The 25853-nt window shown below is 47.8% G+C and carries 21 protein-coding genes; 7 read left to right on the plus strand and 14 right to left on the minus strand.

The annotated features are described in order from the left end of the window. Positions 1 to 113 precede the first annotated feature (113 nt). Together K6Q96_RS03720 and K6Q96_RS03725 are read left to right on the plus strand one after the other, a co-directional pair. A complete protein-coding gene (locus K6Q96_RS03720; RefSeq protein WP_251877884.1) occupies positions 114 to 1010 on the plus strand; it encodes a Dyp-type peroxidase in 897 nt (298 codons plus the stop codon). 296 nt (positions 1011 to 1306) lie between these two features. Continuing rightward, positions 1307 to 3748: a beta-mannosidase gene (locus K6Q96_RS03725; RefSeq protein WP_251877886.1), complete on the plus strand. Its 2442-nt coding sequence runs from the start codon at positions 1307 to 1309 to the stop codon at positions 3746 to 3748. 89 nt (positions 3749 to 3837) lie between these two features. On the opposite strand, the gene crr is transcribed toward K6Q96_RS03725, so the two are convergent. The 5 genes from crr to cysZ all read right to left on the minus strand — a co-directional run bounded on the left by crr (position 3838) and on the right by cysZ (position 8687). Next, on the minus strand, positions 3838 to 4347 hold the full coding sequence (gene crr / locus K6Q96_RS03730; RefSeq protein WP_002537936.1) for a PTS glucose transporter subunit IIA: 510 nt from the start codon (positions 4345 to 4347) through the stop codon (positions 3838 to 3840). Between the two features lie 42 nt (positions 4348 to 4389). Continuing rightward, entirely contained in the window at positions 4390 to 6117 is a 1728-nt protein-coding gene (gene ptsI, locus K6Q96_RS03735) for a phosphoenolpyruvate-protein phosphotransferase PtsI (protein ID WP_251877887.1), read from the minus strand. 55 nt (positions 6118 to 6172) lie between these two features. Then, positions 6173 to 6430 carry an HPr family phosphocarrier protein gene (locus K6Q96_RS03740; RefSeq protein WP_002537934.1) on the minus strand — a complete coding sequence of 86 codons (258 nt, stop codon included), beginning with the start codon at positions 6428 to 6430 and terminating at the stop codon, positions 6173 to 6175. A gap of 317 nt (positions 6431 to 6747) precedes the next feature. Then, positions 6748 to 7716, minus strand: coding sequence for a cysteine synthase A (gene cysK, locus K6Q96_RS03745; protein WP_251877889.1), 969 nt, complete (start codon positions 7714 to 7716; stop codon positions 6748 to 6750). A gap of 209 nt (positions 7717 to 7925) precedes the next feature. Beyond that, positions 7926 to 8687, minus strand: coding sequence for a sulfate transporter CysZ (cysZ, locus tag K6Q96_RS03750; RefSeq protein ID WP_251877891.1), 762 nt, complete (start codon positions 8685 to 8687; stop codon positions 7926 to 7928). 492 nt (positions 8688 to 9179) lie between these two features. Here cysZ and zipA point away from each other — a divergent pair, with 492 nt between their 5' ends. Further along, positions 9180 to 10148, plus strand: coding sequence for a cell division protein ZipA (gene zipA, locus K6Q96_RS03755; protein WP_251877892.1), 969 nt, complete (start codon positions 9180 to 9182; stop codon positions 10146 to 10148). 73 nt (positions 10149 to 10221) lie between these two features. Here zipA and K6Q96_RS03760 read toward each other — a convergent pair whose 3' ends face one another. From K6Q96_RS03760 to K6Q96_RS03795, 8 genes are all read right to left on the minus strand, one after another. Beyond that, positions 10222 to 11784, minus strand: coding sequence for a lytic polysaccharide monooxygenase (locus tag K6Q96_RS03760; RefSeq protein ID WP_251877894.1), 1563 nt, complete (start codon positions 11782 to 11784; stop codon positions 10222 to 10224). 225 nt (positions 11785 to 12009) lie between these two features. Then, positions 12010 to 12747, minus strand: a complete 738-nt coding sequence (locus K6Q96_RS03765) for a DsbA family protein (protein WP_251877896.1) — start codon at positions 12745 to 12747, stop codon at positions 12010 to 12012. A gap of 23 nt (positions 12748 to 12770) precedes the next feature. Beyond that, positions 12771 to 13292 (minus strand): protein disulfide oxidoreductase, encoded by a 522-nt coding sequence (locus tag K6Q96_RS03770; protein WP_251877898.1) that lies wholly within the window; start codon positions 13290 to 13292, stop codon positions 12771 to 12773. Positions 13293 to 13296: 4 nt separating this feature from the next. Continuing rightward, positions 13297 to 15402 (minus strand): protein-disulfide reductase DsbD family protein, encoded by a 2106-nt coding sequence (locus tag K6Q96_RS03775; RefSeq protein ID WP_251877900.1) that lies wholly within the window; start codon positions 15400 to 15402, stop codon positions 13297 to 13299. 48 nt (positions 15403 to 15450) lie between these two features. After that, positions 15451 to 15819, minus strand: coding sequence for a hypothetical protein (locus tag K6Q96_RS03780; RefSeq protein WP_251877902.1), 369 nt, complete (start codon positions 15817 to 15819; stop codon positions 15451 to 15453). Positions 15820 to 16001: 182 nt separating this feature from the next. After that, a complete protein-coding gene (gene secF, locus K6Q96_RS03785) occupies positions 16002 to 16898 on the minus strand; it encodes a protein translocase subunit SecF (RefSeq protein WP_251877904.1) in 897 nt (298 codons plus the stop codon). Between the two features lie 2 nt (positions 16899 to 16900). Next, on the minus strand, positions 16901 to 18727 hold the full coding sequence (gene secD, locus K6Q96_RS03790; RefSeq protein WP_251877906.1) for a protein translocase subunit SecD: 1827 nt from the start codon (positions 18725 to 18727) through the stop codon (positions 16901 to 16903). Between the two features lie 106 nt (positions 18728 to 18833). Then, on the minus strand, positions 18834 to 19295 hold the full coding sequence (locus K6Q96_RS03795) for a hypothetical protein (RefSeq protein ID WP_251877908.1): 462 nt from the start codon (positions 19293 to 19295) through the stop codon (positions 18834 to 18836). Positions 19296 to 19449: 154 nt separating this feature from the next. Here K6Q96_RS03795 and ligA point away from each other — a divergent pair, with 154 nt between their 5' ends. The 3 genes from ligA (at position 19450) to K6Q96_RS03810 (ending at position 23740) form a co-directional block, all read left to right on the plus strand. After that, positions 19450 to 21462 (plus strand): NAD-dependent DNA ligase LigA, encoded by a 2013-nt coding sequence (ligA, locus tag K6Q96_RS03800; protein WP_251877910.1) that lies wholly within the window; start codon positions 19450 to 19452, stop codon positions 21460 to 21462. Between the two features lie 531 nt (positions 21463 to 21993). After that, positions 21994 to 22992, plus strand: coding sequence for a porin (locus K6Q96_RS03805; protein WP_251877912.1), 999 nt, complete (start codon positions 21994 to 21996; stop codon positions 22990 to 22992). A 70-nt stretch (positions 22993 to 23062) separates the two neighbouring features. Beyond that, positions 23063 to 23740 carry a YccT family protein gene (locus K6Q96_RS03810; protein WP_251877914.1) on the plus strand — a complete coding sequence of 226 codons (678 nt, stop codon included), beginning with the start codon at positions 23063 to 23065 and terminating at the stop codon, positions 23738 to 23740. Positions 23741 to 23786: 46 nt separating this feature from the next. Here the strand turns inward: K6Q96_RS03810 and K6Q96_RS03815 are convergent, their stop codons facing one another. Next, complete coding sequence (locus K6Q96_RS03815; protein WP_251877916.1) at positions 23787 to 23987, minus strand: hypothetical protein; 201 nt, start codon at positions 23985 to 23987, stop codon at positions 23787 to 23789. A gap of 251 nt (positions 23988 to 24238) precedes the next feature. Here K6Q96_RS03815 and gltX point away from each other — a divergent pair, with 251 nt between their 5' ends. Further along, on the plus strand, positions 24239 to 25660 hold the full coding sequence (gltX, locus tag K6Q96_RS03820) for a glutamate--tRNA ligase (RefSeq protein WP_251877918.1): 1422 nt from the start codon (positions 24239 to 24241) through the stop codon (positions 25658 to 25660). The last annotated feature ends 193 nt before the right edge of the window (positions 25661 to 25853 follow it).

Genomic DNA, 25853 nt, shown 5'->3' on the forward strand with positions numbered 1-25853 from the left:
CTAGCTTTCTTAAAACACTAAAAATTAAAGACCTAGTCGACCTCAAAATACTGTGTACCTTCCGTATTTTGAGGTCGTTTGGGTTATCTAGCTGTATTATCTGGAGGTTCTACATGGCGGTCTCTCAACCGGCAATCGTTGCAGATGCAGGTCCTTTCGCACTTTACACAGTCCTGAAAGTCAAAGGTTCTGCTTCTGAAGTTCTTGCGCAGTGTTGCGTACTTCACTCCCTTATTGATGACATCAATGCCCAGCAACCCGATGCTAATCTGAAAGCAGCTGTGTCTTTTTCCCCAGCTTTCTGTGCTGAAAACGGTATTGCGACGCCGACTGATTTCGCGGCTTTCCGCCCTTTGGGTGAAGGTGATGCCCATGCGCCCGCAACGGAGTGTGATATTTTCCTTCACGCTCACTCAACCCGTCATGATCTGAACTTCTTCTTACTAAGAAAGTTCTTGTCACCTATTGCTTCAGAGGTTGACGTCATTGATGAAACCTACGGGTATCGTTACCTCGACTCCCGTGACATGACAGGGTTTATCGACGGCACTGAAAACCCTGAAGGCGCAGAAGCGCGTCGTGATGTGGCGATTATCGCTGATGGCGAATGTGCTGGTGGCAGTATCGTTATGATGCAGCGTTACGTGCACAAATTGGCAGCATGGGAGCCGCTGACCATCAAGCAACAAGAGAAAGTGATTGGCCGCACCAAGCCAGATTCGATTGAGCTTGAAGATGTACCGCCAACGTCTCACGTTGGCCGAGTAGATATCAAAGAAGACGGTAAAGGCCTGAAAATGGTTCGCCACAGCCTGCCATATGGCTCTGTGTCAGGTGATCACGGCCTGCTGTTCTTGGCTTATTGCCATACCCAGCATGTTCACAAAACTATGTTGGAAAGCATGTTCGGTGAGCGCGACGGTAAAACCGACATGTTGCTTCGTTTTACCACACCGGTCACAGGCGCGTACTTCTATGCACCTTCGATGGAAGTGCTTGAAAGCATCTGACTTATCAATACGTTGAATTCTATTGATAACATTAAAAGCACCGTCGCCCGGTGCTTTTTTTATTTCAATTTGTGAGCGTGGTTAAAAGGGCATTTCTGGTTTTTTGAGCCAGATTTTGGAAATGACAATTGGCGGGCATATGCACCTTTATTCTTCTCGACGGCATTTATTATCTGTGGTGTTCTCAGCCCAGTTTTTATGTTTTGAGAGTCGTTGAATGGGCGTGGTAACAGGGACGCTTTACAGAATCAAGGAACTAGCGGTTCGCGGCATCTCGTTCAATTTGGAGAAATGGCGTGACCCAATTAATACTCGACGGTGAATGGACACTGGCATCCTTAACAGATGACAGCATTGTTGCACCGATCCAAATTCCCGGCGATGTTCATAGTGCCTTGTTGGCCGCTGATAAAATCCCTGACCCTTATTACGGCTGCAACGAAATTGACGTTCAATGGGTCAGTGAGCATGATTGGCTCCTGACGAAATCGTTCGAGGTAGATTCATCAACGCTGGAAGCACCTCGTGTTGACCTAATGCTTAGCATGGTCGATACCGTGGCATCTGTGGCGGTGAATGGCGAGGTTGTCTTGCTGTGTGCCAATATGTTCCGAGAGTATCGCGTTGATGTACGTCCTTACCTCAAGCAAGGTGAGAACATTCTGACTGTCACCTTGAAGCGTGCCGATATTGAAGCGAAAGCACGTGCTGAACGTTTGCCATTTCCTGTGCCTTGGGCGGTAGGTAACAATCAAATTCCTCATATGAATACCCTTCGTAAAACCCAATGCCACGCTGGCTGGGACTGGGGGATTTGTCTGCTCGCTAGTGGTATCTATGACAGCGTGAAGCTGCAGCCAATCCACAATATGGCACTCAAAGGAGTTCGCACTGCCCAGCAGTGGCAAAGTAATGGTCAATGTGACCTTACTGTATCGATCGAAGCTGAACGCCTTGGCACTGATTCTGCGTCGATTGAATGTGTGCTGACATCTCCATGTGGTGAGTCGCAAAGCACTACCATTTCGGCGGACGCTGAGTCTTTGGTATGTGTTTTCACGATAGCTCACCCAGAGCGCTGGTGGCCAGCAGGGTACGGCAGTCAACCGCTCTACTCACTGACTGTATCGGTTGATAGTCAACAAGTCACCAAACGTATTGGTTTGCGAGAACTCCATCTGGATACCACACAAGACGAAGCAGGATCGGCAATGACTTTTGGCGTCAATGGCAAAGCAATAATGTCTAAAGGGGCAAATTGGATTCCGTTGGATGCCATGCCGGGATTGCAAACACCAGACCGCTACCGTCAGCTTTTAGAAAATGCAAAAGCGGCGAACATGAATATGATTCGTGTCTGGGGCGGCGGCATGTATGAGCGTGACTGCTTCTATGAGCTATGCGATGAGCTCGGTCTGATGGTGTGGCAAGATCTTATGTTCGCCTGCGCGCTTTATCCGTCAACGCCAGAATTTCTGAAAGATGTAGAGATGGAAGTGGCGTACCAGGTGCGTCGTCTCAGCGATCATGCCTCTATTGCCCTGTGGTGTGGCGATAACGAAGTCATTGGTGCGATCGGCTGGTATCCAGAGTCGCGCACCAACCGCGAAAAGTATGTGGTTAATTATGACCGTCTTAACCGGGTGCTGCAGGAAGTGGTTGAACGTGAGGATCCATATCGTCGTTTCTGGGCGAGTTCGCCTTGTAACGGTGAGTTAGACTATGGCGATGCCTGGCATGATGACAACAAGGGTGACATGCACTTCTGGGATGTGTGGCACTCAGGAAAGTCCTTTGATGCCTACCACACAGTCAAGCCGCGTTTTTGTAGTGAGTTTGGTTATCAGTCCTGGCCGTCGCTCCCAACAGTGAAAACTTTCGCTTCAGAAGCCGACTGGAACGTCACATCACCGACCTTTGAAAAACACCAGAAAAATGGACGTGGTAACAGCATCATGACGGAGATGTTTACCCGCTACTTCCGCTTCCCGAAAGATTTCGCACAGATGTTATATCTGAGCCAGGTTCAGCAGGCATTGGCAATTAAAACGGCGAGTGAATACTGGCGTGCCAACAAACCACTGTGCCGAGGGATTCTTTACTGGCAACTTAACGATTGTTGGCCAGTGAGCTCGTGGTCAAGCATTGAGTACACAGGGCGCTGGAAGCAACTCCATTATCATGCCAAGCGCTTCTTTGACGCTCAGGCCGCGGTGTTTGTGGAAGAGCAGGATGCGTTGGTACTTCGTCTAATCAATGATGAACACCGAAATGTAGATGCTAAAGGGCAGGTGACTTGGTATGACTGGCAAGGCGAAGTGATCGACACCTGGCCGTTTGAAACTAAGTTGGGTGAAGATGACAACCAAACAGTCTGGCAATGCGACAGACAAGTGATTGATGAGCGTAAGCATCAGGGCTTCTTCCATGTCGTCATGGAATGTGAAGGCAAGGAGATCACCAATACCTGGTTCGATGATGTTTATAAACGCCTACCACTACCTAAGACTTCAGTGGATGTTGAAATCATAGAAGGGACGGATGGCTTGCAGCTGGTATTGACATCAGATCTGCCAGCATTCTTTGTTCATCTTGAGTTTGAAGGCGAGGGACGCTTCAGTGACAGCAGTTTCACGCTGATGCCTTGCTCTCCGGTCACAGTAAACTTCGAAGGCTTTGCTGATGTAGAGGCAATGAAAGCAGGGCTTCGTGTTTACCAACTGTCAGAGACGTTTTAAACAAAAAGGGAGGCGATTGCCTCCCTTTCACTTTTTAACGGACACAAAAAAGCGCAGCTTCGGCTGCGCTTTTTCTTGCGATTCAAGAATCACTTCTTGATGCGCAGTACTGGCGTTTCGCCAACAGAAACGGCACCAGAAAGCTTGTTCAGCTCTTTGATTTCGTCCATGTTAGAGATAACAACAGGAGTCAGGGTAGACTTCGCTTTCTCTTCCAGCATAGCCAGATCGAATTCGATGATTGGGTCGCCAACTTTAACAGTCTGACCTTCTTCAGCGATGCGCTTGAAGCCTTCACCTTTCAGTTCAACGGTATCAATACCGAAGTGAACGAACAGCTCGATGCCGTCTTCAGATTCGATAGAGAACGCGTGGTTAGTTTCGAAAATCTTACCAATGGTACCGTTTACTGGTGCAACCATTTTGTCGCCAGCTGGTTTGATCGCGATGCCGTCGCCTACGATTTTCTCAGCGAAAACAACGTCTGGCACGTCTTCGATATTTACGATTTCACCAGACAGTGGTGCGATGATTTCGATCGCGCCTGCGTCGTTGCTGTCGTCAGAAACCAGCTTCTTCAGTTTGTCAAACAGACCCATAGTGTTTGCTCCTAAGCGTTATCAATACTTTGCTGCCGTATCTTAGCAGACAGTTTTCTCTGCAATGAATTTTTCTACGTGCGCAGTAATTTCTGCAGCAGTAGGCATTGCCAGTGCTTCTTCCGCCATTGCCTTAACATCAGCAAAGTTAGCATTACGGATGATCTTCTTGATTCGTGGAATAGAGATACCACTCATGCTGAACTCATCAAGACCCATACCCATCAGAAGCAGTGTTGCACGCTCATCGCCTGCCAACTCACCGCACATGCCAGTCCACTTACCTTCTTTGTGAGAAGCGTCGATGACTTGCTTAATAACGGTCAGTACTGCTGGAGACAGTGGGTTGTATAGGTGAGAGATCAGCTCGTTACCACGGTCAACCGCAAGAGTATACTGGGTTAAGTCGTTTGTACCAATGCTAAAGAACTCAACTTCTTTTGCAAGGTGGTGAGCAATTGCAGCTGCAGCAGGCGTTTCAACCATGACACCGATTTCGATGTTCTCGTCAAATGCCAGACCTTCAGCACGCAATTCCGCTTTGTATTCTTCAATCGCTTTTTTCAGCTCACGGATTTCTTCAACAGAGATGATCATTGGGAACATCACGCGAAGTTTACCGTGTGCAGAAGCACGCAGGATAGCACGCAGCTGGTCGCGAAGGATTTCACGACGGTCCAGGCTGATGCGAACTGCACGCCAACCCAGGAACGGGTTCATTTCTTTTGGCAGATCCATGTATGGCAGATCTTTGTCACCACCGATATCCATAGTACGGATGATCACTGGGTGGCCATGCATCGCTTCTGCAACTTCTTTGTATGCTTTGTACTGAATTTCTTCAGTTGGCAGCGCATCGCGGTCCATGAACAGGAATTCGGTGCGGTACAGGCCTACACCTTCGCCACCGTTGCGGTTAACGCCATCACAGTCTTTCACTGTACCGATGTTGCCGCAAACTTCTACTTGGTGGCCATCCAGAGTGACAGCTGGTAGGTCTTTCAGTTTTGCCAGCTCTTCTTTCTCTGCGATGAACTCATCACGGATCGCTTTGAATTTGGTCAGTTCTTCTTCGCTAGGGTTGATAACAATCGTATTGTTGATTGCATCAAGAACCAGCATATCGCCGTTGTTCACACGCTTGGTAATGTCGTTGGTACCAACGATCGCAGGCAGTTCCAGAGAACGCGCCATGATAGAGGTGTGAGACGTACGGCCACCGATGTCGGTGATGAAACCCAGCACGTAGTCTAGGTTGATTTGTGCAGTTTCAGAAGGAGTCAGGTCGTTAGCGACCAGAATCACCTCTTCATTGATTGCACTCAGGGACACGATGTTGATACCTAGTGCGTTCTTAACAAAACGTGAGCCGATGTCACGAATGTCAGTTGCACGCTCTTTCAGGTATTCGTCGTCCAGAGATTCGAGGGTGACTGCTTGCTCTTCGATAACGCTGTAAATCGCGTATTCAGCAGAAGCATTGTTGTCCTTAATGAAAGCTATGATTTCTTCTTCTAGCTCTTCATCTTCAAGCAGCATGATGTGACCTTCAAAGATCGCTTCTTTCTCTTCACCGAAAGTTTCGCGCGCCTTGTCTTTAATCACTTCAAGTTGCTGTTTAGATTTTTCGCGTGCGTCGTATAGACGAGCGATTTCTGCGTCTAGCTGGTCAGCTGGAACTGGATTTTTGTTGATGACGATGTCGTCTTCTTGGAGTAGCAGCGCTTTACCAAAAGCAATACCAGGAGATGCCAGGATACCTGAAATCATAGCCTTACCCTACATTGATCAAATTGAAATACTAATGGATAGAAAAAGAGCTGGATTATTCCAGCTCGTCCATCAGCTTAACCAGGTGATCAACTGCTTCTTGAGCTTGTGCGCCGTCAGCTTTGATAGTCACAACAGTACCCTTGGTCAGGCCCAGAGTTTGCAGCTTGAACAGGCTAGTTGCGCTTGCTTCTTTACCGCCAGACTCTACAGTGATTTTTGCATCGAAGCCTTTCGCTTCTTTTACGAACTGAGCCGCAGGACGAGTGTGCAGACCGTTTTCAGCAGTGATTTCTACTTGCTTTTGATACATGTTTTACCCCGATACATTATTTATTTAGGTTTATGTATTAAATCTTCGGTTAGCTTAAACTGATTGACCAGTTTTGGCTATCGATGGACGGTAAACTAACCAAGATTTGAGTGCCCTAGCTTAATCCAAGTCAAACTTTTGTGACATTTTCGCTCAAAACAACACCTGACTCACAGTCGAGGCGGGTATTAATTTCGAGGCCAAAAATAAAAGGCGGGGATTTTTTACTAGAGCAGGCTGAAAAAATCAAACAAAAAAGCCCCAACGGGGCTTTTTTGTTGCCAATCATGCGATTGGATTTGGAAGCGCGAGGCCTGTTATTGCTGGTTTTCAAGCTCTGTGAAGATACCAGCGAACAGTGCAGAACTCAGGTAACGCTCACCAGAACTTGGCAGAATCGTTACGATGTTTTTGCCTGCGAACTCAGGCAATTCTGCAATTTTGTTGGCAGCAACAACAGCAGCACCTGAAGAAATACCCGCTAGGATGCCTTCTTCTTCCATCAGACGGCGTGCCATGCCAATCGCTTCGTCAGAGGTAACCAGTACAGTTTTGTCGACCAGAGACAAATCCAGGTTGCCAGGTACGAAGCCTGCACCGATACCTTGGATTTTGTGAGGTGCTGGTTGTACGTCGTCACCATTCACAGTTTGAGTGATAACTGGAGACTCTGCAGGTTCTACTGCAACAGTGGTGATTGCTTTACCTTTGGTGTTTTTGATGTAACGGCTAACACCAGTCAGCGTACCACCCGTACCTACACCAGATACGAATACGTCGATTTCGCCTTCAGTATCTTCCCAAATCTCAGGACCAGTAGTCTTCTCGTGGATCTCTGGGTTAGCAGGGTTATTGAACTGTTGCAGCATCAGGAATTTCGCTGGGTCAGCAGCAACAATTTCTTCTGCTTTAGCAATCGCACCTTTCATGCCTTTCGCTGCTTCAGTCAGAACCAGGTTTGCACCCAGTGCTTTCAGCAGCTTACGACGCTCAAGGCTCATTGACTCAGGCATGGTCAGAGTCAATTTGTAACCACGGGCTGCAGCAACGTAAGCCAGCGCGATACCTGTGTTACCACTGGTTGGTTCAACCAGCTCAACACCTGGTTTCAGTTTGCCGCTTTTCTCTGCATCCCAAATCATGTTTGCACCGATACGGCATTTAACGCTAAAGCTAGGGTTGCGAGCTTCAATTTTTACCAGCACTTTGCCGTTTGATACACGGTTTAGACGTACAAGCGGCGTGTTGCCGATAGTGGTTGAATTATCTTCGTAAATTTTACCCATCTTCTTCGTTCCTTCGGTTTGCAGGGGATATACGAGATTTAGAATATCCTGATTTGGCTGAAAGCAAAGTAATCGTTAGTTATATCTTATTGTTATCAGCATGGTTTCAGATGCGGGTAACACTAAATCGTGTATTTAGAAGCAGAAAACACCTTTACTCTGTCGAGCAAAGGTGTTTTTCCGAAGCATTGAGGCGAGGTTAGGAATAATTAATAGCGGGCAAGATTACCGCGATATTTATCTACCCACATCGCCGTTGCCCCGCAGACGGCGGCCGGCATAACAAAAAGGTTGAGAATCGGTGTCATGGTGAAAAACATCACTAAAGCGCCAAAACTCATGGTAGAGCCTTTGTTATCGCGAAGCGTTGCTTTCATCTTGGGGAAAGAGACTCGGTGGTTATCAAACGGGTAGTCACAGTATTGAATCCCCATCATCCAGGCGCTGAACAAAAACCACAGCACTGGGCCGAGTGTTTGGCCAATGGCGGGAATCCACATCAGCAATAACAGACCCAGTGCTTTCGGCAAGTAGTAAGCAAGCTTCTGCCATTCGCGTTTAAATACACGGGGTAAATCTTTGATGATGCCAGTAATGCCATCGTCGGGTGGGCGCTTACCTGTTAGCTTGGCTTCCAGATGTTCAGCTAAAAGACCGTTAAAAGGGGCAGCAATCCAGTTGGCAACGGTACTGAAAAAGTAAGAACAGATAACCAATATTGCTAATGTCAGCAGAGGCCACAAGACATACGAGAGCCAATTCAGCATTTCAGGTAAGTAGGATAGCCAGCCATTAATCCAATCACTGAGCTGAGAAAGCACAACACCAATTAGGGTACCCATCAAAAGCAGGTTTACGACCAATGGAATAATCACAAAGCGACGGATCCCGGGTGTAAACATGAGGGAAAATCCGCGAAGAAAATAGCTCGCACCAGATACCGGCTGCTTAGCCATTTGAGTTGGGTTCATAGAATCTCCTTTCCGTGCCTATCCCAAAGGCAAAAATTGAATGTTTTTATTGCTAAAGCAGGAACTAAGCCAACTTTGACTTCATTTTACAGGTGATGATGTATTGCTGTGAAACCAAGGGTTTTTGGGGGTTCAAAACGCAATCTTGATGTTCCGGCTAGCGATGCAGCACCGCTATCGATGCCTCGTGATGAGAGAATATTAACGTCTAAGACCAGATAATGGCAATTTACGCCACTGGTGAATTATTGAACCGCGTCATTGTCAAACAGCATAGTGAAGTGAGTGAAAATGCGCATCGGGTGCGTTTTCACTGTCAGAACAGTGACTTTTTCAGTGTTCTCGCGGTATGGACGTTAACTTTCATACGCTTTTTGGTACAGTAGTCAGCAATTTGTATGTGCGACATTGCCAAAGGTTGTACCAAGGTGTTTAGATAGGTCACAACCGCTTGCGGACTCTCGTCGTTAATTGGATAAATGCTGAGATTAAATGATGCAGGAATTGCGCCTTGTTTTAATCATTTTGGGTGCGGTGGCTATCGCCGCGTTGTTGCTTCATGGCTTGTGGACAAGCCGTAAGGAAAAGCCCGCGAAGTTTGGCGAAAAGCCAATTGGTAAATTAAGAGAAAAAGATGAGACAGGATTTGATCAGGACGGTATTGGTTCAGTTCGAGTGATCAAGTCTGGTAGTAGCGACAAGCCTAAAACTGAGCGCAAAGAGCCAGGTCTCAACTTCGGTGAAAAGCCGGAGGTCGATCCTTTATTTGCAGGACAGACAGAAGAAACGCCTGCAAAGGAAAAAGAAGACGATTTGCCATTACCGGTCTTTTCAGCAGCAGATTCGGATGAGGCTGATAAGGTTGTTGATTCTCCCGTGCGATCTATTCAAACGCCTGAGGAAGAGAACGCTTTTTCTGAGACGATTGCTGAACCTGTGATTGCACAACCAGAAGCTATTGCGCCGCTGGCTGAAGAGAAAGAGGCGACTGACACTGTTTCAGAAGAAGCGGCAGAGGTTGAAGAGAAAGCACCGAAAGAGCCTGAGCAACAAGTGCTGATCATGAATGTGCAGGCTGCCAACAACAGTGAGTTTGATGGCGAAGAGCTGATTAACTGCCTTGAACAGCACGGTATGATTTTCGGTGAGATGGAAATCTTCCATCGTCATGCTGATTTGGCTGGTACAGGCAAAGTTTTGTTCAGTGCAGCAAACATGTTTAACCCTGGTAGCTTTCCGCTGGCAACGATTCATCAGTTCACCACACCGGGCATTACTCTGTTTATGACGTTGCCTTGTTACGGTGAAGCCGAGCAGAACTTTAAGCTCATGCTTCAAACTGCCCAACAAGTTGCTGATCAGCTTGGTGGTCTGGTGACAGACGATAACCGCAATATGATGACACCACAGCGTCTTGATGGTTACCGCGATAAAATTAAGCAGTTTCATGCACACGCCTGATTGAGTTCTGACAGAACAAAGAAAAACGCCCCTATAGGGGCGTTTTTTATATCAGCTACATTGGTAGCGTGTGTTACTTCACTTCCGCCCAAGGCCCGCCATTCTTTGGTAGATCGCCTTTGGTCCACCATTTGGCTTTGTAGGTTTTCGTCTCATAAACCACAGTATCGCCGCTGCTGTAGGCAATATCTTTGTTCCAGGCTTGGTCGCCAGCATCTTTGTCCGCGACCCATGCGGAAGACGTTCCCGGCTCCTCACCTTTGTTCCACCACTGTGCCGTATACGTCACACCAAAGTGTGTCACTTTATCGCCAGCCAGATAGGTTGCGTTCGCATCCCAGTTTGTTTCACCGCCCGTGTTACCGCTGCCTTTAACGTTTACGCTGATCACAGCCTGAGCACTCGCTGTGCCGTCAGTGACTGTCACAGTAATTGTGTCGTTGAGATCGGTAGTAGTTGCTGGCGCAATGTAACCGATGGTTGCATCATTGCCAGTTGCTGTCACAGTGCCCTTGCTGGTACTGAATGTCAGAGCATCGTTGTCAGCATCTGTTGCTGAAACAGCAATTTGAGTAGATTGACCGCTTTCTACATTCACCGTTAGTGGAGCGTTGAGAACTGGTGCGTTGTTCAGGACTTCCCGTTTGATATCAAGCTGAAAGGTAGCGTTTTGGTCTTTCACGTAAACCAGATTGCCGTAAAGATCGGCGTTGTCCCAAGACACCAAACCGTCTTGTGATAGTTTACCTAGGCGAACACCAGTCGAACCATTGTTGATTATATCTGCTAACTGAGCTGCCCAAACCGCTTCATCTTGGTTGGTCACGTCAATAGCGAGCTTTTCGAACACGGTTTCTGTCCCACTTCCATCGAAAACACGGAACCAGACGGTATCTCCACTATTGGCGTCGTCAGTTGCTTTGACTGCTGCACCAAGGCTTTGCCATGTCGGAACAACGATGTCGCCACCAAAGCTGATGTCTGAACAGTTGTAGAAGCCTTCGCCTGCTGGGTCATCGCGCTGCCAGCGTGAATAAAGCACTGCGTTGCCAGTGCGGTCAGTTGGCAGGGTAATAGTCATTTGGTAGTACTTTTTCTCGTTGATGATCACAACGGGTACATTGCCAAATTCCGCAATCAAATCCAGATCTGACCATTTCAATGCATCAGTTGCTGAGTTGTAGGCGTCATTTGAGAGGTAGAATTTCCAGAAGCTTGGATTGTGGGGAGTTGATGCACGGTATAGCAGAGTCAGTTTACCGTTCAAGCTTGGGTCAATGGGTGTGGCTTGCCATTCAGAAGAGGGAATGTCGATACCGGCTTTTTTCGGGTCACCCGCAGAACACAGCGCGCCATCTGGTACTCCGGCTTCAACAGCTGCTTGATTGGTGAAATCAGAAACGAGCTTGGCAAACTCCGGCTTTTGAACAAATGGATACCAGCCAGACTCTTTAAAAGCAGCGCGACAAGCGGCGTTCGGGATGGTTGAGCCGTCAGTCGATTCCCAGTAGCCACCGTCGCTGTCACAAATTTCCTGACGTGCAGGTGGGTAGTCCATATAGCCGTGTGCAAAGGCGAGTTGAGGTATTGTCGCCGATACCACTGCCACCAAAGGGAGTAGTCGAGTGCGTAACATGTTGTTTCCTCTCAGTGTTGGTTGTTTTTGTTGCTTTTTTGTTATTACACACTGATTTGGTTGAAAATTAGGCGGCGGGATTTTGTCGGTTTCTACAAATTAAAGGTGGCTCGAAAAAGGTTTTTCGATTTTTCATAGATATGAAAAATGCCCAGCTTGATCAGGAATACATATCACTAATCGAGAGCTGGGCACTTTTGTTTGAGAGGTATTTCTCAGAGGCGTTTAATTTTCCAGATGTTGGTCGATGATCGCCTGCAGTTTATCTTCAGGCAGATAGCCCGGAACGACTTGATCGCCGATGATCATTGCCGGTGTGCCGCGAAGTCCAAGCTGACTGAAAAGCTGATAGTTTTTTTCCAGCATTTCACCTGTTTGAGCATCGTTTTCTGCAAACCTGTCAGTACCTGTTTCCTTCGCTACGCGTTTCACCGAGCGCAGGTCGTGTGCGCTTGGCTTCTTCAATAGCAACTGGTGAACATCCAGGTAGTTGTCTCTATCGTGGTTCCAAACGTTGATGGCGAGAGTTGCCGAGTTTACATCGGGCAGTAAGCCATGCATTTCTTTCAGGGGAACCAGAATGTTGACGACTCTGACTGGCGGATTATTCTTGGCAACTTCGTGGAGCACGGGATCCAGTTTTTTACAGAAAGGACAGCTGTAATCGGTAAAGTTGATGATCACCAGCTCTGCGTCTTTGCCACCAAACTGTGGATGTGCTGGATTGTCATAGAGGTAGGCGTGGTTTTCCTTTAAAACCGCATCAAACTGCTGCTGTTGAGACAGATATGCGGACAAGCTTTGGTGAAGCCCTGGGATAAGCGCAGGGTGGTTTTCAAGCATGGTGACAATGTCGGAAAGCTTGTTTTCCTGTTCCGTGGTCAGGGTGTTTTTTTCAGCGAAAGCTTGAGCAGAGAGCGCTAAAAAAATCAGCGCAAGCAGGGAAGTCATTTTGTTTTTCATGATGTATCCAAATCTCGAATGCATTAGGCAAACCAAAGGCGAGCCAATAAACCGGGTGGTGTGGTGATACCGGTGGTAATAGATGCGATTTTGCCGTCTTTAACAATCACTATGGTCGGTGTCGCGCGCACGCCCCACATACCGGACAAAGATCCTCGCTCATCGTTGATGGTGGCGAATTTCAGGTCGTGATGTTGAAGGTAGGCCGCGACACGATCATTTGCGCCTGAAGTGATCGCAACAGAGACGACCTCATGATCTTCCGCTAACCAATCCACGGTTGGCGTCACAAATTTGCATGCGCCACACCATGTGGCCCAAAAGTACAAAACCACGGGCTTGTCTTCACTTAGCGCGACCAAATCTATGGTTTCACCTGAAAGATCCTGTAAGGCAACATTTGGCAACTGCTCGTTCGGCATGTCTTGGCTGCGCCAAATATCCACAGAGAATGAAACAACGGAAAACAAGATCACCAGTGTCAGGATTTCCTTTATCCAGAATCCGGGCTGTTTCCATTTACTCTTGTCTTTTGGAGTGTCCATGGTTTCAACCTCCTTTAGCATGATTGATGGCACGAATGACATCTTCACTCGACAGCACGATAGGGAGCGGGATGCCTTCTGGTGCTGCTGGGCCATAAACAATATTAAAAGGCACACCATAGCGGCCGTATTTACGCAGATAGTCGGTCACATAACCGTTGGGAGAAGTCCAATCACCCTGGAATGTCACCATATCTTCGGCCTGAAGTCTGGAGTAGACGGGCTCTTGCAGCAAAACACCGATTTTGTTCGCTTTACAGGTGATACACCAATCTGCAGTGACATCCACAAACACGGTGTTTCCTGCATTCACTTCTTGCGCTATCCGCGATTCATCGAGCTTTTGCCATGCCAAATCAGGTGGCAGAGGCGTCACCCATTTAGAGGCTGTAAGGCTTGCAGTTACCATCGTTACAGCTGTCAGTAAAATGCCCACGCCACTGACGATTACTGCTGTTTTCTTACCGTGAACTTTGTGGGTTCTGGTGATGAAAAAGGCAATGACGATGAAGCTCAGGATGATAAGCCAAAGCAGCGATAAATGATTGGCCAGTAATGTGAGTAGCCAGATGCTGGTTGCAAGCATCATAAAGCCAAATAACCACTTCACTCGGTTCATCCATGCGCCTGGCTTTGGCAATTTCGTTGCTAGGGAAGGCATTGCGGCAACGAGCAACCAAGGCAGCGCCATACCAACAGCTAGCGCTGAGAAAATCGCAAACAGGGTTGGGGTTGATGCGGTGAGAGCGAACGCAACCGCGGTACCAAGAAACGGCGTAGAGCAAGGGGTAGCAAGTAATGTAGCAAACATACCCTGGGTAAAGTGCCCCACATAGGAGTTATCGCCCCGGGTTGCCAGCCAAGTATTAGCCGAAGAGGGTAGCCTGAACTCGAATAATCCCAACATGTTGGCAGCAAACAGCGTCGTAATCGCCACCATCACACCGATAAACAGCGGGCTTTGGAATTGAATGCCCCAACCGATCGCGTTACCAGTGAGTTTGAGGGTGAGCAGGAAGGCAGCGAGTAGCCAAAATGAAAACAAGATACCCGCCGCTGAGGCAAGAAATTGTTTACGTATTTGTATTTTCGCCAGACCCTGAGCGGTAATCACGGTGCTGAGTTTTAGGCCAAGCACCGGCAACACACAAGGCATGATATTAAGAATAAGCCCGCCTAGCAGCGCGAAGGCAATGGCAGACGCAAAGGAAAAATCGGGTACTGACTCAACAATGGTTCCCGCCTTTGCCGAGATTTCATGCTCAGCCAGAAAATCCCTATCGATAAAGGTGAGCTTTATAGCTTCATCTGCCAGCGCAGGTTTTCCCATCCAACTGCTGGCGGAGTAGGTAGCGGTGACGGTCTCGCCATTCACTGAAATTGTCGGCACAGAAAAAGCCACATCGGTTAGTGCGTCCGAACTGCCATCAACAATGATGTCGGGTGATTGCCAATCGACAGCTTTACTCGCAGAAACTTGCAGTTGCTGTTTTGTATCATCCCATACCGCGCTGATATTTTTCAGTTGAGGTGATGCTTTAGGGACTTGGCTAGCGGCCTGCGCATGCGTGTGCAGCAACTCTGCATTGGGTGTTAGATTCTCTGGTGTAAATGCCAGTTCAAACTCGTAGTCGGTGAGCACACACACAGTGGTACAGGAAGAGACCGTTAACGTACCTGCAAAGTTTGCTGGTTTGTTGATGTCATCAACGTATAGCGTGATGGGAAAAATGATATCGCCTGTGTAGCCTAGCGTATCAATACCTAACAAATCGAAGCGTTGTGGAGCTGGCCATTGCCAGTCCACATCTTTGATGTTGTCTGATGCTTGCCAATTTAGACTTGGCGCAATGCCGCCTTCTCCGGGGGAGCGCCAGTAGGTTTTCCAGTCGCCGGAGAGGTTGATTTCCAGAAATCCTTCAACGGCGTTGGTTGATTCATTGGCATTGCCAGTCAGCGCAATGCGGGCTTTGACCGGTGGGTGAGCAGGATTCGTCAGCCATCCGGTATCCGGTGTCTGGGCGTGTGCGGGAACTATTGCCCACACAACAAGCAACAGAATGCCAATCAGCCATTGTGCTTGTTTAAAAAATCTTGAAGTGTTTTTCATTACCATTCCTAAAATAATTCAATCGAAACTGGGTGAAAGTCGATTGGCTTATTCTCGGAATACGCAGAGTTTTAGATGTAAACGGTAGGGGGAGTGTATCGGCTCCGTTTGGGCGTCGGTTTTTAAACGTATTAACGGCAGAAAGCCAAAGAACAGCAAGACCCAAACAAACAGTGACAGCGTGATATCTTCCCAGCCAATTTTGGATGAGGACAAAAGTTGTTCTGTTAACTCGCAATCACCGGCTGCGGCACTGTCTTTTATCTGTGTACTTTCTTGTGAAAGCTCTGAAGCATTGAGATTTTTCTGTGGGCATACGTTAAACAACCCGGCATTTTGCGACAGGCACACGAACACGACCCACCATACAAAGGTGAGCGCCCACTGCGCGCGAAGTTTTGCCGATTTTGTCTGCATTGCCTAAAACATGTCTTCTGGTTTCTGAAAGCATTCTGTTGAGCTTCAAGCTCGATTGCAAGTTGTGCTGCCATTCTTTGAGTGAGCAAACCAAGTCAGAGTTCACTGGATTTTCCTAAAAAGACCTAAATCTAGCGGCTGAAAATAAAAAGCCCGCAGAAGCGGGCTTGGAATTTAAGGCTTTATGGTGCGTCAGACACCGGTGTTGGCATGTAATGTTCGGGGCGCAGATTCGTCATTTCCGGAATAATGGTCGCGACCGTCATGGTTGACCAGGTGCCGGCGACAATACCGATAAACATAGTGATGGAGAAACCATATAGCGGCTCTCCTCCCAACAGCCACAGTGACCCAACAGAAATCAGTGTGGTTCCTGAGGTGATGAGAGTGCGGGACATAGTAGAAGCAATCGCGCGGTTGTTGAGCTCTGCGATTGGTACGGTCACGTTCGCTTTCAGCAGTTCCCTGATCCGGTCAGAGATGATGATGGAGTCATTCAGCGAGTAACCCAGCACGGCCAATAGTGCTGCCAACACGGTCAGGTTGAACTCCATTCCTGTGATAGAGAAAAAGCCCAGTAGCAGAACGACATCATGTACCAGTGCCAGCAGTGCGCCGGATGCCAGTCGCCACTCGAAGCGGAAACTCAGGTAACCCAGAATCACCAAGAGGGTAATAAGCACAGCCAATCCCCCTTGTTCTGCCAGTTCCTGACCGACTTGTGGGCCGACCAGACTGACGTTAATCATCTCGATAGTTTGTGAGAAAGACTCAAGGATAGGCTTGAGCTCAGGCTGCTCACTCAATTTCTCCGGCGCGGCGTAACGAAGTACCCAATCACCGGCTTCACCGGCTGACACCGCGGTCACAGGCTGTTTGAGCGCAGCTTCCAGTTTGTCTTGAATTTGGTTGGCAGTCAGCGTTGAGTCCAGTTGAACTTCACTGATCATACCGCCGGTAAAGTCGAGACCGAAGTTGAGGCCCTTGGTGCTCAAGGTAAAGATAGAAAGTACCATGAGTACACAGGAAATCAGGCTGCCAATACGGCGAAGTTTTGTTGCGTTTTGCATCGTAATCATTGTTATACCCTCACACCGCGACGTGAATCTCTACCCCAAACCAGATTGATCACTGCGCGAGACGCGAAGATTCCGGTAAACATACTGGTCAACAAACCTAAGCCCAGTGTCAGAGCAAAACCTTGGATAGGGCCATTACCAATGGCATACAAGGTTGCCGCTGAGATAAGTGTGGTGATGTTAGAGTCGAGGATAGTGGCGAATGCACTGCTGAAACCCAAATCAATCGACTGAGCCAGGCTTCTTCCTTCACGGACTTTTTCTTTTACACGTTCGAAGATCAGCACGTTGGTATCCACCGCCATACCGACGGTAAGCACTAGACCTGCGATACCTGGCAGCGTGAGTACTGCGCCAGGAAGCAAGGCAATCAGACCCAGTAGCATCACCATATTGACGACAAGGGCGAGGTTTGCAACCCAGCCAAGCTTGCGGTACCACACCGCCATAAACAGCAAGGTTAAACCCATCCCCATTGCCAGCGCCGCAAAGCCGTTTTGAATGTTTTCAGCACCTAAAGAAGGACCAATGGTGCGTTCTTCGACGATGGTTACTGGTGCAGTGAGAGAGCCAGCACGCAGCAGCAACGCCAAATCCTGCGCTTCAGGCAGGGTGCCGACGCCGGTAATGCGGAAACGGTTACCCAGCTGAGACTGAATGGTCGCCACGCTGATGATGGATGTTTCTTGCTCGGTTTTGCCTTCTGCATTGCGGCTGTATTCGCTGTAAGCCGTCGCCATAGGTTTGCCGATATGCTGCGCTGAGAAGTCAGACATTTTCTTACCGCCGGTTGAATCCAGCGAAATGTTCACTTCCGGCATTCCCATTTCACCCATGCTGGCGCGCGCATCGACAATGTGCTCACCTGACAGAACCGGTTTGCGGTTAACGTGCACCGGGCGACCGTTTTGCTCTGGGATCACCATAGAGCCGGGTTTGTAATCACTTACCACTTCATAGAACGCAAGACTTGCAGTTGCGCCAATCACGTTTTTGGCGGCGGCTGGGTCTTGAACGCCTGGCAGTTCGATGCGGATGCGGTGTTCGCCCTGACGTTGAACTGCTGCTTCTGTGATGCCGAGTTCCTCAATACGAGAGCGCATGGTTTGCAGGTTCTGTTGCACAGTTAGGTTAGTGAGCGTTTGCTTTTCCGCTTCTTTCAAACTCATGGTCAGGGTGTTGTCACCGCTGCCTTTTACTTCCCATTGCGGATATTGATCGCGGAGGAATTGGCGCAGTTCGCCTTCAGAGGCGCTGGATGGCGCAACGACTTTTAAGTCACCTTCACCATTAACCTGAACGCGCACACCGCGGACGCGAAGCTCGCGCGCGTGCTCGCGGACCGCATCAGCGGCTTGTATTGCATGAGCATGGAAAACTTGCTGCATGTCGACATCCAGCAGGAACTGCACGCCGCCGCGAAGGTCAAGACCAAGCTTGATTGGCTTGAAACCCATCTCCAGCAGCCAAGCTGGTGCTGCTGGCACCATGGCCAGTGTCACTGTATCATCTTCCGGCATACGTTTTGCCAAAATCTGCTTAGCCGCATTTTGTTGCGATGATTCGCCAAGCACCACGGTGGTTTTGTTACCTTGCTGGTCAATACGCGTCACGTCGACATCTTTGTTATCCAAGATGCTTTTGATCGCGACAGCTGATGGCGTATTCCCTTTGTGGGAAATCATGATAGCCGGGCTTTCGCCAAACCAAGACGGCAGGGCGCTGAACAGCATGATGATGATGGTGGTGATCAGCACCACGTATTTCCATGCAGGATAGTGATTTAACAGAGTCGTTCGACCTGTTCTTTTTTGAGTTGTTTTTTGCATAGCTCTCGCTCGTCACCGCAAAGCATTTACGGCAAATACGTCAAATCTTTAGTCCACTGCGTGGACGTGTTTAGTGCGCCGATGGAAATCAGCTTGGATTTGAAGTTCAGGCTTGAGCTTGAGAAATGAACCGGTATTGCAGATTGGAATCTTTCCAGCCAGCGATACGGTGCCTGGTCGCTGGGGGAGAGCGAGTCCAGTCGTGCCAGTGGCTGAAAGTGTCGTCGTAATGATAGTAATCAAGCAAAGTGGCAACGTTTGCCAGCTCGATAACCAGTTCATATTCAGGTTCAGTGTTGGCGAGCCTTTCTGGCAGCCAGGAGCCGTTTCTGAGTAAGGTGGATCGGCTTGGTGTTAGCGATTTGGCTGGCGCCCGGTGCTCAGCATTTAACGAAGTGAGCGCATCTTGTGCTGATGTCTGGGCTTCATGCTGAGTGACCACCAGACAGTTCGAGTGAGCGCTGTTAGCGACAGAGTCTGCCGCGAATGATGGCAGCGAAAAAAAGACAAGCAGCAACGCGAGCAAAGTGCCCAAACTGCCGTTGTGTCTTAATGCGTTACCCTTCATGGTGTCACTCAATGATAAATCTGACAGCATCATAATCGCATGGATGCATTATCAACAAGCGGTATTTTCGCGCCTTGTGGGAGTTCGGGTATACTGGCGCACATTCTCAATATCCAAGCCACTAAAAAGTGGTGAAGCAAACTAGGCAGCATTGATGACCACGGAAATTCAACAAAAACTGCAGTCGCTGAAATCGCAGCTTAACTATCACGGCCACCTTTACTACGTCGAAGACAAACCGGAACTTCCGGATGCGGAATATGACCGCATGATGCAAGAACTGCTGGCGATAGAAGCCGAGTATCCAGAGTTGATGACGGCAGATTCGCCAAGCCAGCGTGTTGGCGGTGCGCCTTTAGGTGCCTTTGAACAGGTGCGTCACGAAATTCCAATGCTGTCTCTCGACAATGCCTTCGGTGGTGAAGAGCTTGAAGCGTTTGAAAAGCGCATGAAGGACAGGCTGAACATCTCAGGTGATTTCATTTTCAGCTGTGAGCCTAAGCTGGATGGTCTGGCAGTGAGCTTGATGTATGAGAATGGTGTTCTGGTACAAGCCGCTACCCGTGGTGATGGTGCGACAGGTGAGAACATCACTCACAATGTCCGTACCATCCGCAATGTTCCCTTGCAGCTTCAAGGGGAAGGCTGGCCTCAGCGTTTGGAAGTGCGTGGCGAAGTCTTCATGCCTAAGGAAGGCTTTGAAAAACTTAACGAAAAAAACATCAAAAAAGGTGAAAAAGCTTTTGCGAACCCGCGCAATGCCGCGGCAGGAAGCCTTCGTCAGCTAGATCCAAAAATTACCGCAACCCGTCCCCTTCGTTTCTATGCCTACTCGGTGGGTGTGATGTCCGAAGCGTTTGGTGATTCCCATATCGGTCGTTTAGAACAACTGAAAACCTGGGGCATTCCACTCAGTCCGGAAGTCAAAAAAGTCGAAGGCATCGAAAACGTCAAAGCCTACTATCAGGATATCGGCGCGCGTCGCAATGACTTGCCGTATGAAATTGATGGTGTGGTGATCAAAGTTGACGCCATTGATACACAAGAGCGTTTAGGTTTCGTCGCCCGAGCGCCGCGCTGGGCTATTGCCTATAAGTTCCCTGCTCAGGAAGAAATAACGGTATTACAAGATGTCGAATTTCAGGTTGGTCGCACCGGTGCTATCACGCCGGTTGCTAAACTGGAGCCTGTGTTTGTCGGCGGGGTAACCGTTTCCAACGCCACACTTCATAACGCGGATGAGATTGCGCGCCTTGGCGTAAAGATTGGCGATACCGTCATTATTCGCCGTGCAGGCGATGTGATCCCGCAAATCGTTAGCGTCGTGGATAGTCGTCGCCCTGATGATGCAAAAGACGTGATATTCCCTGATGCCTGTCCAGTTTGCCAATCTCATGTTGAGCGCGTGGAAGGAGAAGCCGTTGCTCGCTGTACCGGTGGTTTGATTTGCCGTGCACAACGCAAAGAGGCCATTAAGCATTTCTCTTCTCGTAAAGCGTTGGATATCGATGGGCTTGGAGACAAAATTGTTGAGCAGTTAATTGAGAAAGAACTGATCACCACACCTGCGGACTTGTTCAAGCTTACAGCGGGACAAGTGACTATGCTCGACCGTATGGGACCAAAATCCGCACAAAACCTCGTGGATGCACTGGCTAAAGCTAAAGAAACCACACTGCCTCGCTTTATTTACTCTCTGGGTATCAGGGAAGTAGGAGAGGCAACAGCAGCAAACCTGGCTAACCACTTCTCCACCTTCGACGCGATTCGTGATGCGACAGAAGAACAGTTAGTCGACGTACAGGATGTGGGTGTCATAGTCGCTAAACATGTTGTGAACTTCTTTAATGAAGAGCACAACAAAGATGTTATTGATGCATTGCTTGAAAGTGGTATCACTTGGCCTGCCATTGAACATCGAGACGAAAATGAACCTCAACCACTGGCGGGTAAAATCGTTGTATTGACCGGAACCCTATCGCAAATGTCCCGTAACGATGCAAAAGCAGCTCTACAAGCATTGGGAGCAAAGGTGACGGGCAGTGTTTCTGCAAAAACCGATCTCTTGATTGCAGGTGAAGCAGCTGGCTCTAAGTTGGCTAAAGCGCAGCAACTTGGTATTGAAATTTTAGATGAAGACGGAATGGTGAGATTGCTGTCACGTTAATTCCATTAAATACAAACCCTCTACAAACGCCAGCATCATGCTGGCGTTTTTTATACCCCGCCCCAAGCGCTTTTGCGATCCGTTTCAGATATTTCACGAGGTGAAATTTGACCATTAAAACGACTGGAAATTCATTTTAATGTCTCAGAAATGAATATGTGATAACGATCTCAATACAGTGTTTTTAGTGTTTTTACTGACCGCAATATTTATTTATGTAATTGATATTTAATGATTTATGTTTTTATTTTTATGTGTTTGTCTAAATAAGGGATCTCGATCACGAACATGGATGGAACTTTGCACCGAGTCATATTTTTTTAATAACAAATAAAGTTCTCGTTGATGTTTTTTCAGGTGAAAGTAGTCTGAGACTCATCGGTTGAGGGAGAGTTCAATCGGTGACAAAAAATCTAAAGCGATGAATTTGAGTCGTTTTGGAAAATCGAATAAACGAGTCATTGCTACGGCGGCCAACCATAACGGCGATGACTTGGAATTCTGAAAAATCCCTTTTAGGAGTTATTTTCCATGGAAAAAATGTTCAAACGTTCAGTACTGGGTGCAGCAGTAGCTCTTGCTGCAGTTTCTGGTAGCGCAAATGCAGCAATTGAACTGGCTGGCGATGCAGTTCAGCTGTACGGTCAAGCTGCAGGCTTCATGCACTTCACTAACCCAAAAGCTTCGGGTAAAGATAGTGCAGCTCAAGCAGTTATCGAATCACGCATTGGTTTCCGTGGCCGTGTTGCTTACGACGAAATCGGTCCTGACTTCATTTGGCAGATCGAAGGCGGTAACGCTGACAACTCAGCCAAGAGCGGTCAACTTGGTGCGCGTGATACCTACCTGGGCTTCGACTTTGACGGCGTAGGTTCATTCAAATACGGTCGTCAGCTGGTAGCAGCATACAACTATGTAGACTGGCCTCACTCAAACCCAGGTCTGGGTAATGTGTTTGACTGGCACAACAAGATTGACGCTTCTTACTCTGACCGTGCAGACAACGTATTCCGTTTTGACTCAGCAAGCTTTGGTGGTTTCAACTTCCAAGCTACTTTGAGCGGCATGGGTTCAACAACTGACGCGCTTGTGAGCAGCATCGCGGGTTCTTACTCTCAAGACATGTTTAGTGTTCATGCTGGTTACTACAACCAAGCTGACTACATGGACGGCGCGGATAAGAAAGGTGACGTTTCTTACACCATCGTGGGTGGTAGCGTATTCCTGGACAGCCTGACACTGACTGCTGCTTGGAAAGCCATGGACAACAACCTGACTAACAAAGACCAAGATGCATACTCTGCAACTGCACAGTACGTAATCGATAGTACTTATGTACTTAAAGCAGGCTACGCGGCAACTTCAGATGTTGATGGCGCAGACAATGGTTCTCAAGCAATCACTGGTCGTCTTGGTTACTTGCTGCCAAGCACTTACCTGTTTGTTGACGTACGTAGCTACGACTTCAACGGTGCAGACGATTCAGATGACGGTACTAACATCCTAGTCGGCGCAGAATACTACTTCTAAGCTATAAGGCATTTGTAGTAATATCAACGCGAGCGTCACTATGGCGCTCGCTTTTTTCATGGAGGGCAGTATGAAGCGTTTTTTTAGTTCGGTATTACTTCTTGGTAGCTTGGTTCCCTTTACTTCGTCAGCAGCAGTATTTGTTGAGTTAGACAAAGATGTAGAAGCGTTGGTTGTAAATGGTGAAGAACTTCCAATTACCATCGTGGGACATCGTTCATTTGATTTGGAAGATGGGAATAACCAAATAGTTGTTCGCGTTTCTAAATTGGTTCAGAAAGGTTCTGAGTTTGAAAAGTTCAAGTCAGACCCTATAGTGGTGACATTTAATACCGCTGATAAAGACATTCTATTGTCACCTTCTCAGACAATAACAAAACTAAATGACGCTAAAAAATTCGATGAGAAGCCTTCTTTTTCACTAGAAGATAAAAACGGCACTAAGATTTCTTCTCAGCAGGCAGTGCTTCCGCGTGGTCCAGGCATGATACGCGACTATGAGCGTGAAGTGGCTAAGTTCAATTACAAGCAGGGAATTGCTGTCGCGCCAAATACATATGCTGCGTCTTTAGCTGCTGGAGAGCAATATGTTCAACCAGAACCAGTTGCCGTTCAGCCAGCCAAACAAGCATCTGCTCCGTTGTCTAACGAACAGTCCCTTATACTGTTGCAAGCTGACTTTATTCGCCTGAGCGCTGAAGAGCAGAAAAAATTCCTTCAATGGGCGGTTGAAAACGTTCGTTCTTAATTTTTCAAAAGGCAAAGCCCTCTCCTAAGAGGGCTTTGCCTGCAATTTACCATTGATTGGTTAAGTTTTTATCAAAACTGCCACCGCTGGTTCTGCAAAGCAGGGTAGGGATATACTCTACTTCGCCATTAGACTTTTCACACATCACTAAAGGACCAGCCTGTGTAGCCCAAGAGGTTGCGTTTGCGGACATGCTTATAGTTGATGTCAGTCCGACTACTGCGATTATGCTCAATAGCTTTTTCATCGTGCTCTCCTAACTAATTGTTATGTGGTTCATACTTATGCTAGGAAAGATTTACATTTTTCGATGAAAAATAAGATATTGCTCGCATATTTATCTTGTTTGTTCCTTCTTTGTATTTGCCAGTAAGAAAATAATTTCCTCTAGGTTTACTTCATTGACAGTGATTGTCCCCGCCACCAAGTGCGCTTACAATATGCGCCAATCGGAAACCATCATTTCTTTTTTACAACGCCGAACGTTATAGGATTAACATGACTGTTAAAACTCGTTTTGCTCCAAGCCCAACAGGCTTCTTGCATGTAGGTGGTGCGCGTACCGCACTGTACTCTTGGCTCTGTGCCAAAAACGCTGGTGGTGAGTTTATACTTCGAATTGAAGACACTGACCTAGAGCGCTCAACCCAAGAAGCTATCGATGCCATCATTGAAGGCATGGAGTGGCTGGGACTTGATTGGGATGAAGGTCCTTACTATCAAACTAAACGCTTCGACCGATATAACGAGGTTGTAGATCAGCTGCTTGCTGAAGACAAAGCTTACAAATGTTATGCGCCAAAGGAACTGCTGGATGAAATCCGCGAAGAGCAAATGGCAGCAGGCGTAAAACCACGCTACGACGCAAATCACCCAAAAGTACTGGCTGCAAATCAAGCTGCAACGGAAGAATCTCCATTTTGTATTCGTTTCCGCAACCCGAAAGAGGGCTCTGTGGTTTTTGATGACAAAATCCGTGGCCGCATCGAAATAGCAAACAGTGAGTTAGATGATCTAATTATTCGCCGAACCGATGGCAGCCCGACATACAACTTCTGTGTGGTCATTGATGACTGGGACATGGGTATTACTCAGGTTGTTCGCGGTGAAGATCACATTAACAATACTCCTCGCCAAATTAACATCTATAAAGCCATTGGTGCGGCAGTACCAGAGTTCGCACATTGCTCAATGATTCTGGGTGATGATGGTGCAAAACTCTCAAAACGCCATGGCGCAGTGAGTGTGATGCAGTACCGAGATGACGGTTACCTCCCACAGGCACTGCTGAATTACCTTGTTCGCTTGGGATGGTCTCACGGTGATCAGGAAATCTTCTCTCTAGATCAAATGATTCAGTTGTTTAACCTTGAGTCGGTTAGTAAGTCGGCTTCTGCTTTCAACACGGATAAACTGCTTTGGTTGAACAACCATTACATCAAGACGTCTGAGCCAGAGTATGTAGCGAAATACCTGCAGTGGCATCTTGATGCTAGAGAGATTGATGTTAGTAACGGCCCAACTATCATTGATGTGATAAAGCTTGTTGGTGAGCGCTGCAATACTCTGATCGAATTGGCTGAACAATGTCGCTATTTTTATCAAGACTTCGAAGAGTTTGAAGCGGGTGCTGCGAAAAAGCATCTTCGTCCTGTGGCAAAAGAAGCTTTAGAGTTGGCACTAAGTAAAGCTGAGTCTATTGAAGAGTGGAACACTGAAAATCTCCATCAACTTATCGCTGACGTTTGCAGTGAGCTTGAGTTAGGGATGGGTAAAGTGGGTATGCCACTTCGTGTTGCGGTAACAGGCCAGGGTCAATCACCATCAGTTGATGCGGTAATGAATCTAATTGGCAAAGCACGTGTTGTTTCCCGAATTGGACAAGCTTTAGAGTTTATCGCGCAGCGCGAAGCGCAATAGTAAGCACTTTTAAGAAAATCTAGCAGGCCCTGTCTCAGTGACAGGGCTTTTTTTGTCTTTTTAAATAGTGTTGCTCCGCACGTGAATGCGAACCAGATCGACTAATTGTCCTTGAGAAAATTGAAGTGTGAGTTGTTCGTTTTTCTTTTCTGAAAATTAGCGTGATCTATATCTCCATTAGTCCTTCTTAGAT

Origin of the sequence: Grimontia kaedaensis, assembly GCF_023746615.1 — a bacterium.
Classification (GTDB): Bacteria; Pseudomonadota; Gammaproteobacteria; order Enterobacterales; family Vibrionaceae; genus Enterovibrio; species Enterovibrio kaedaensis.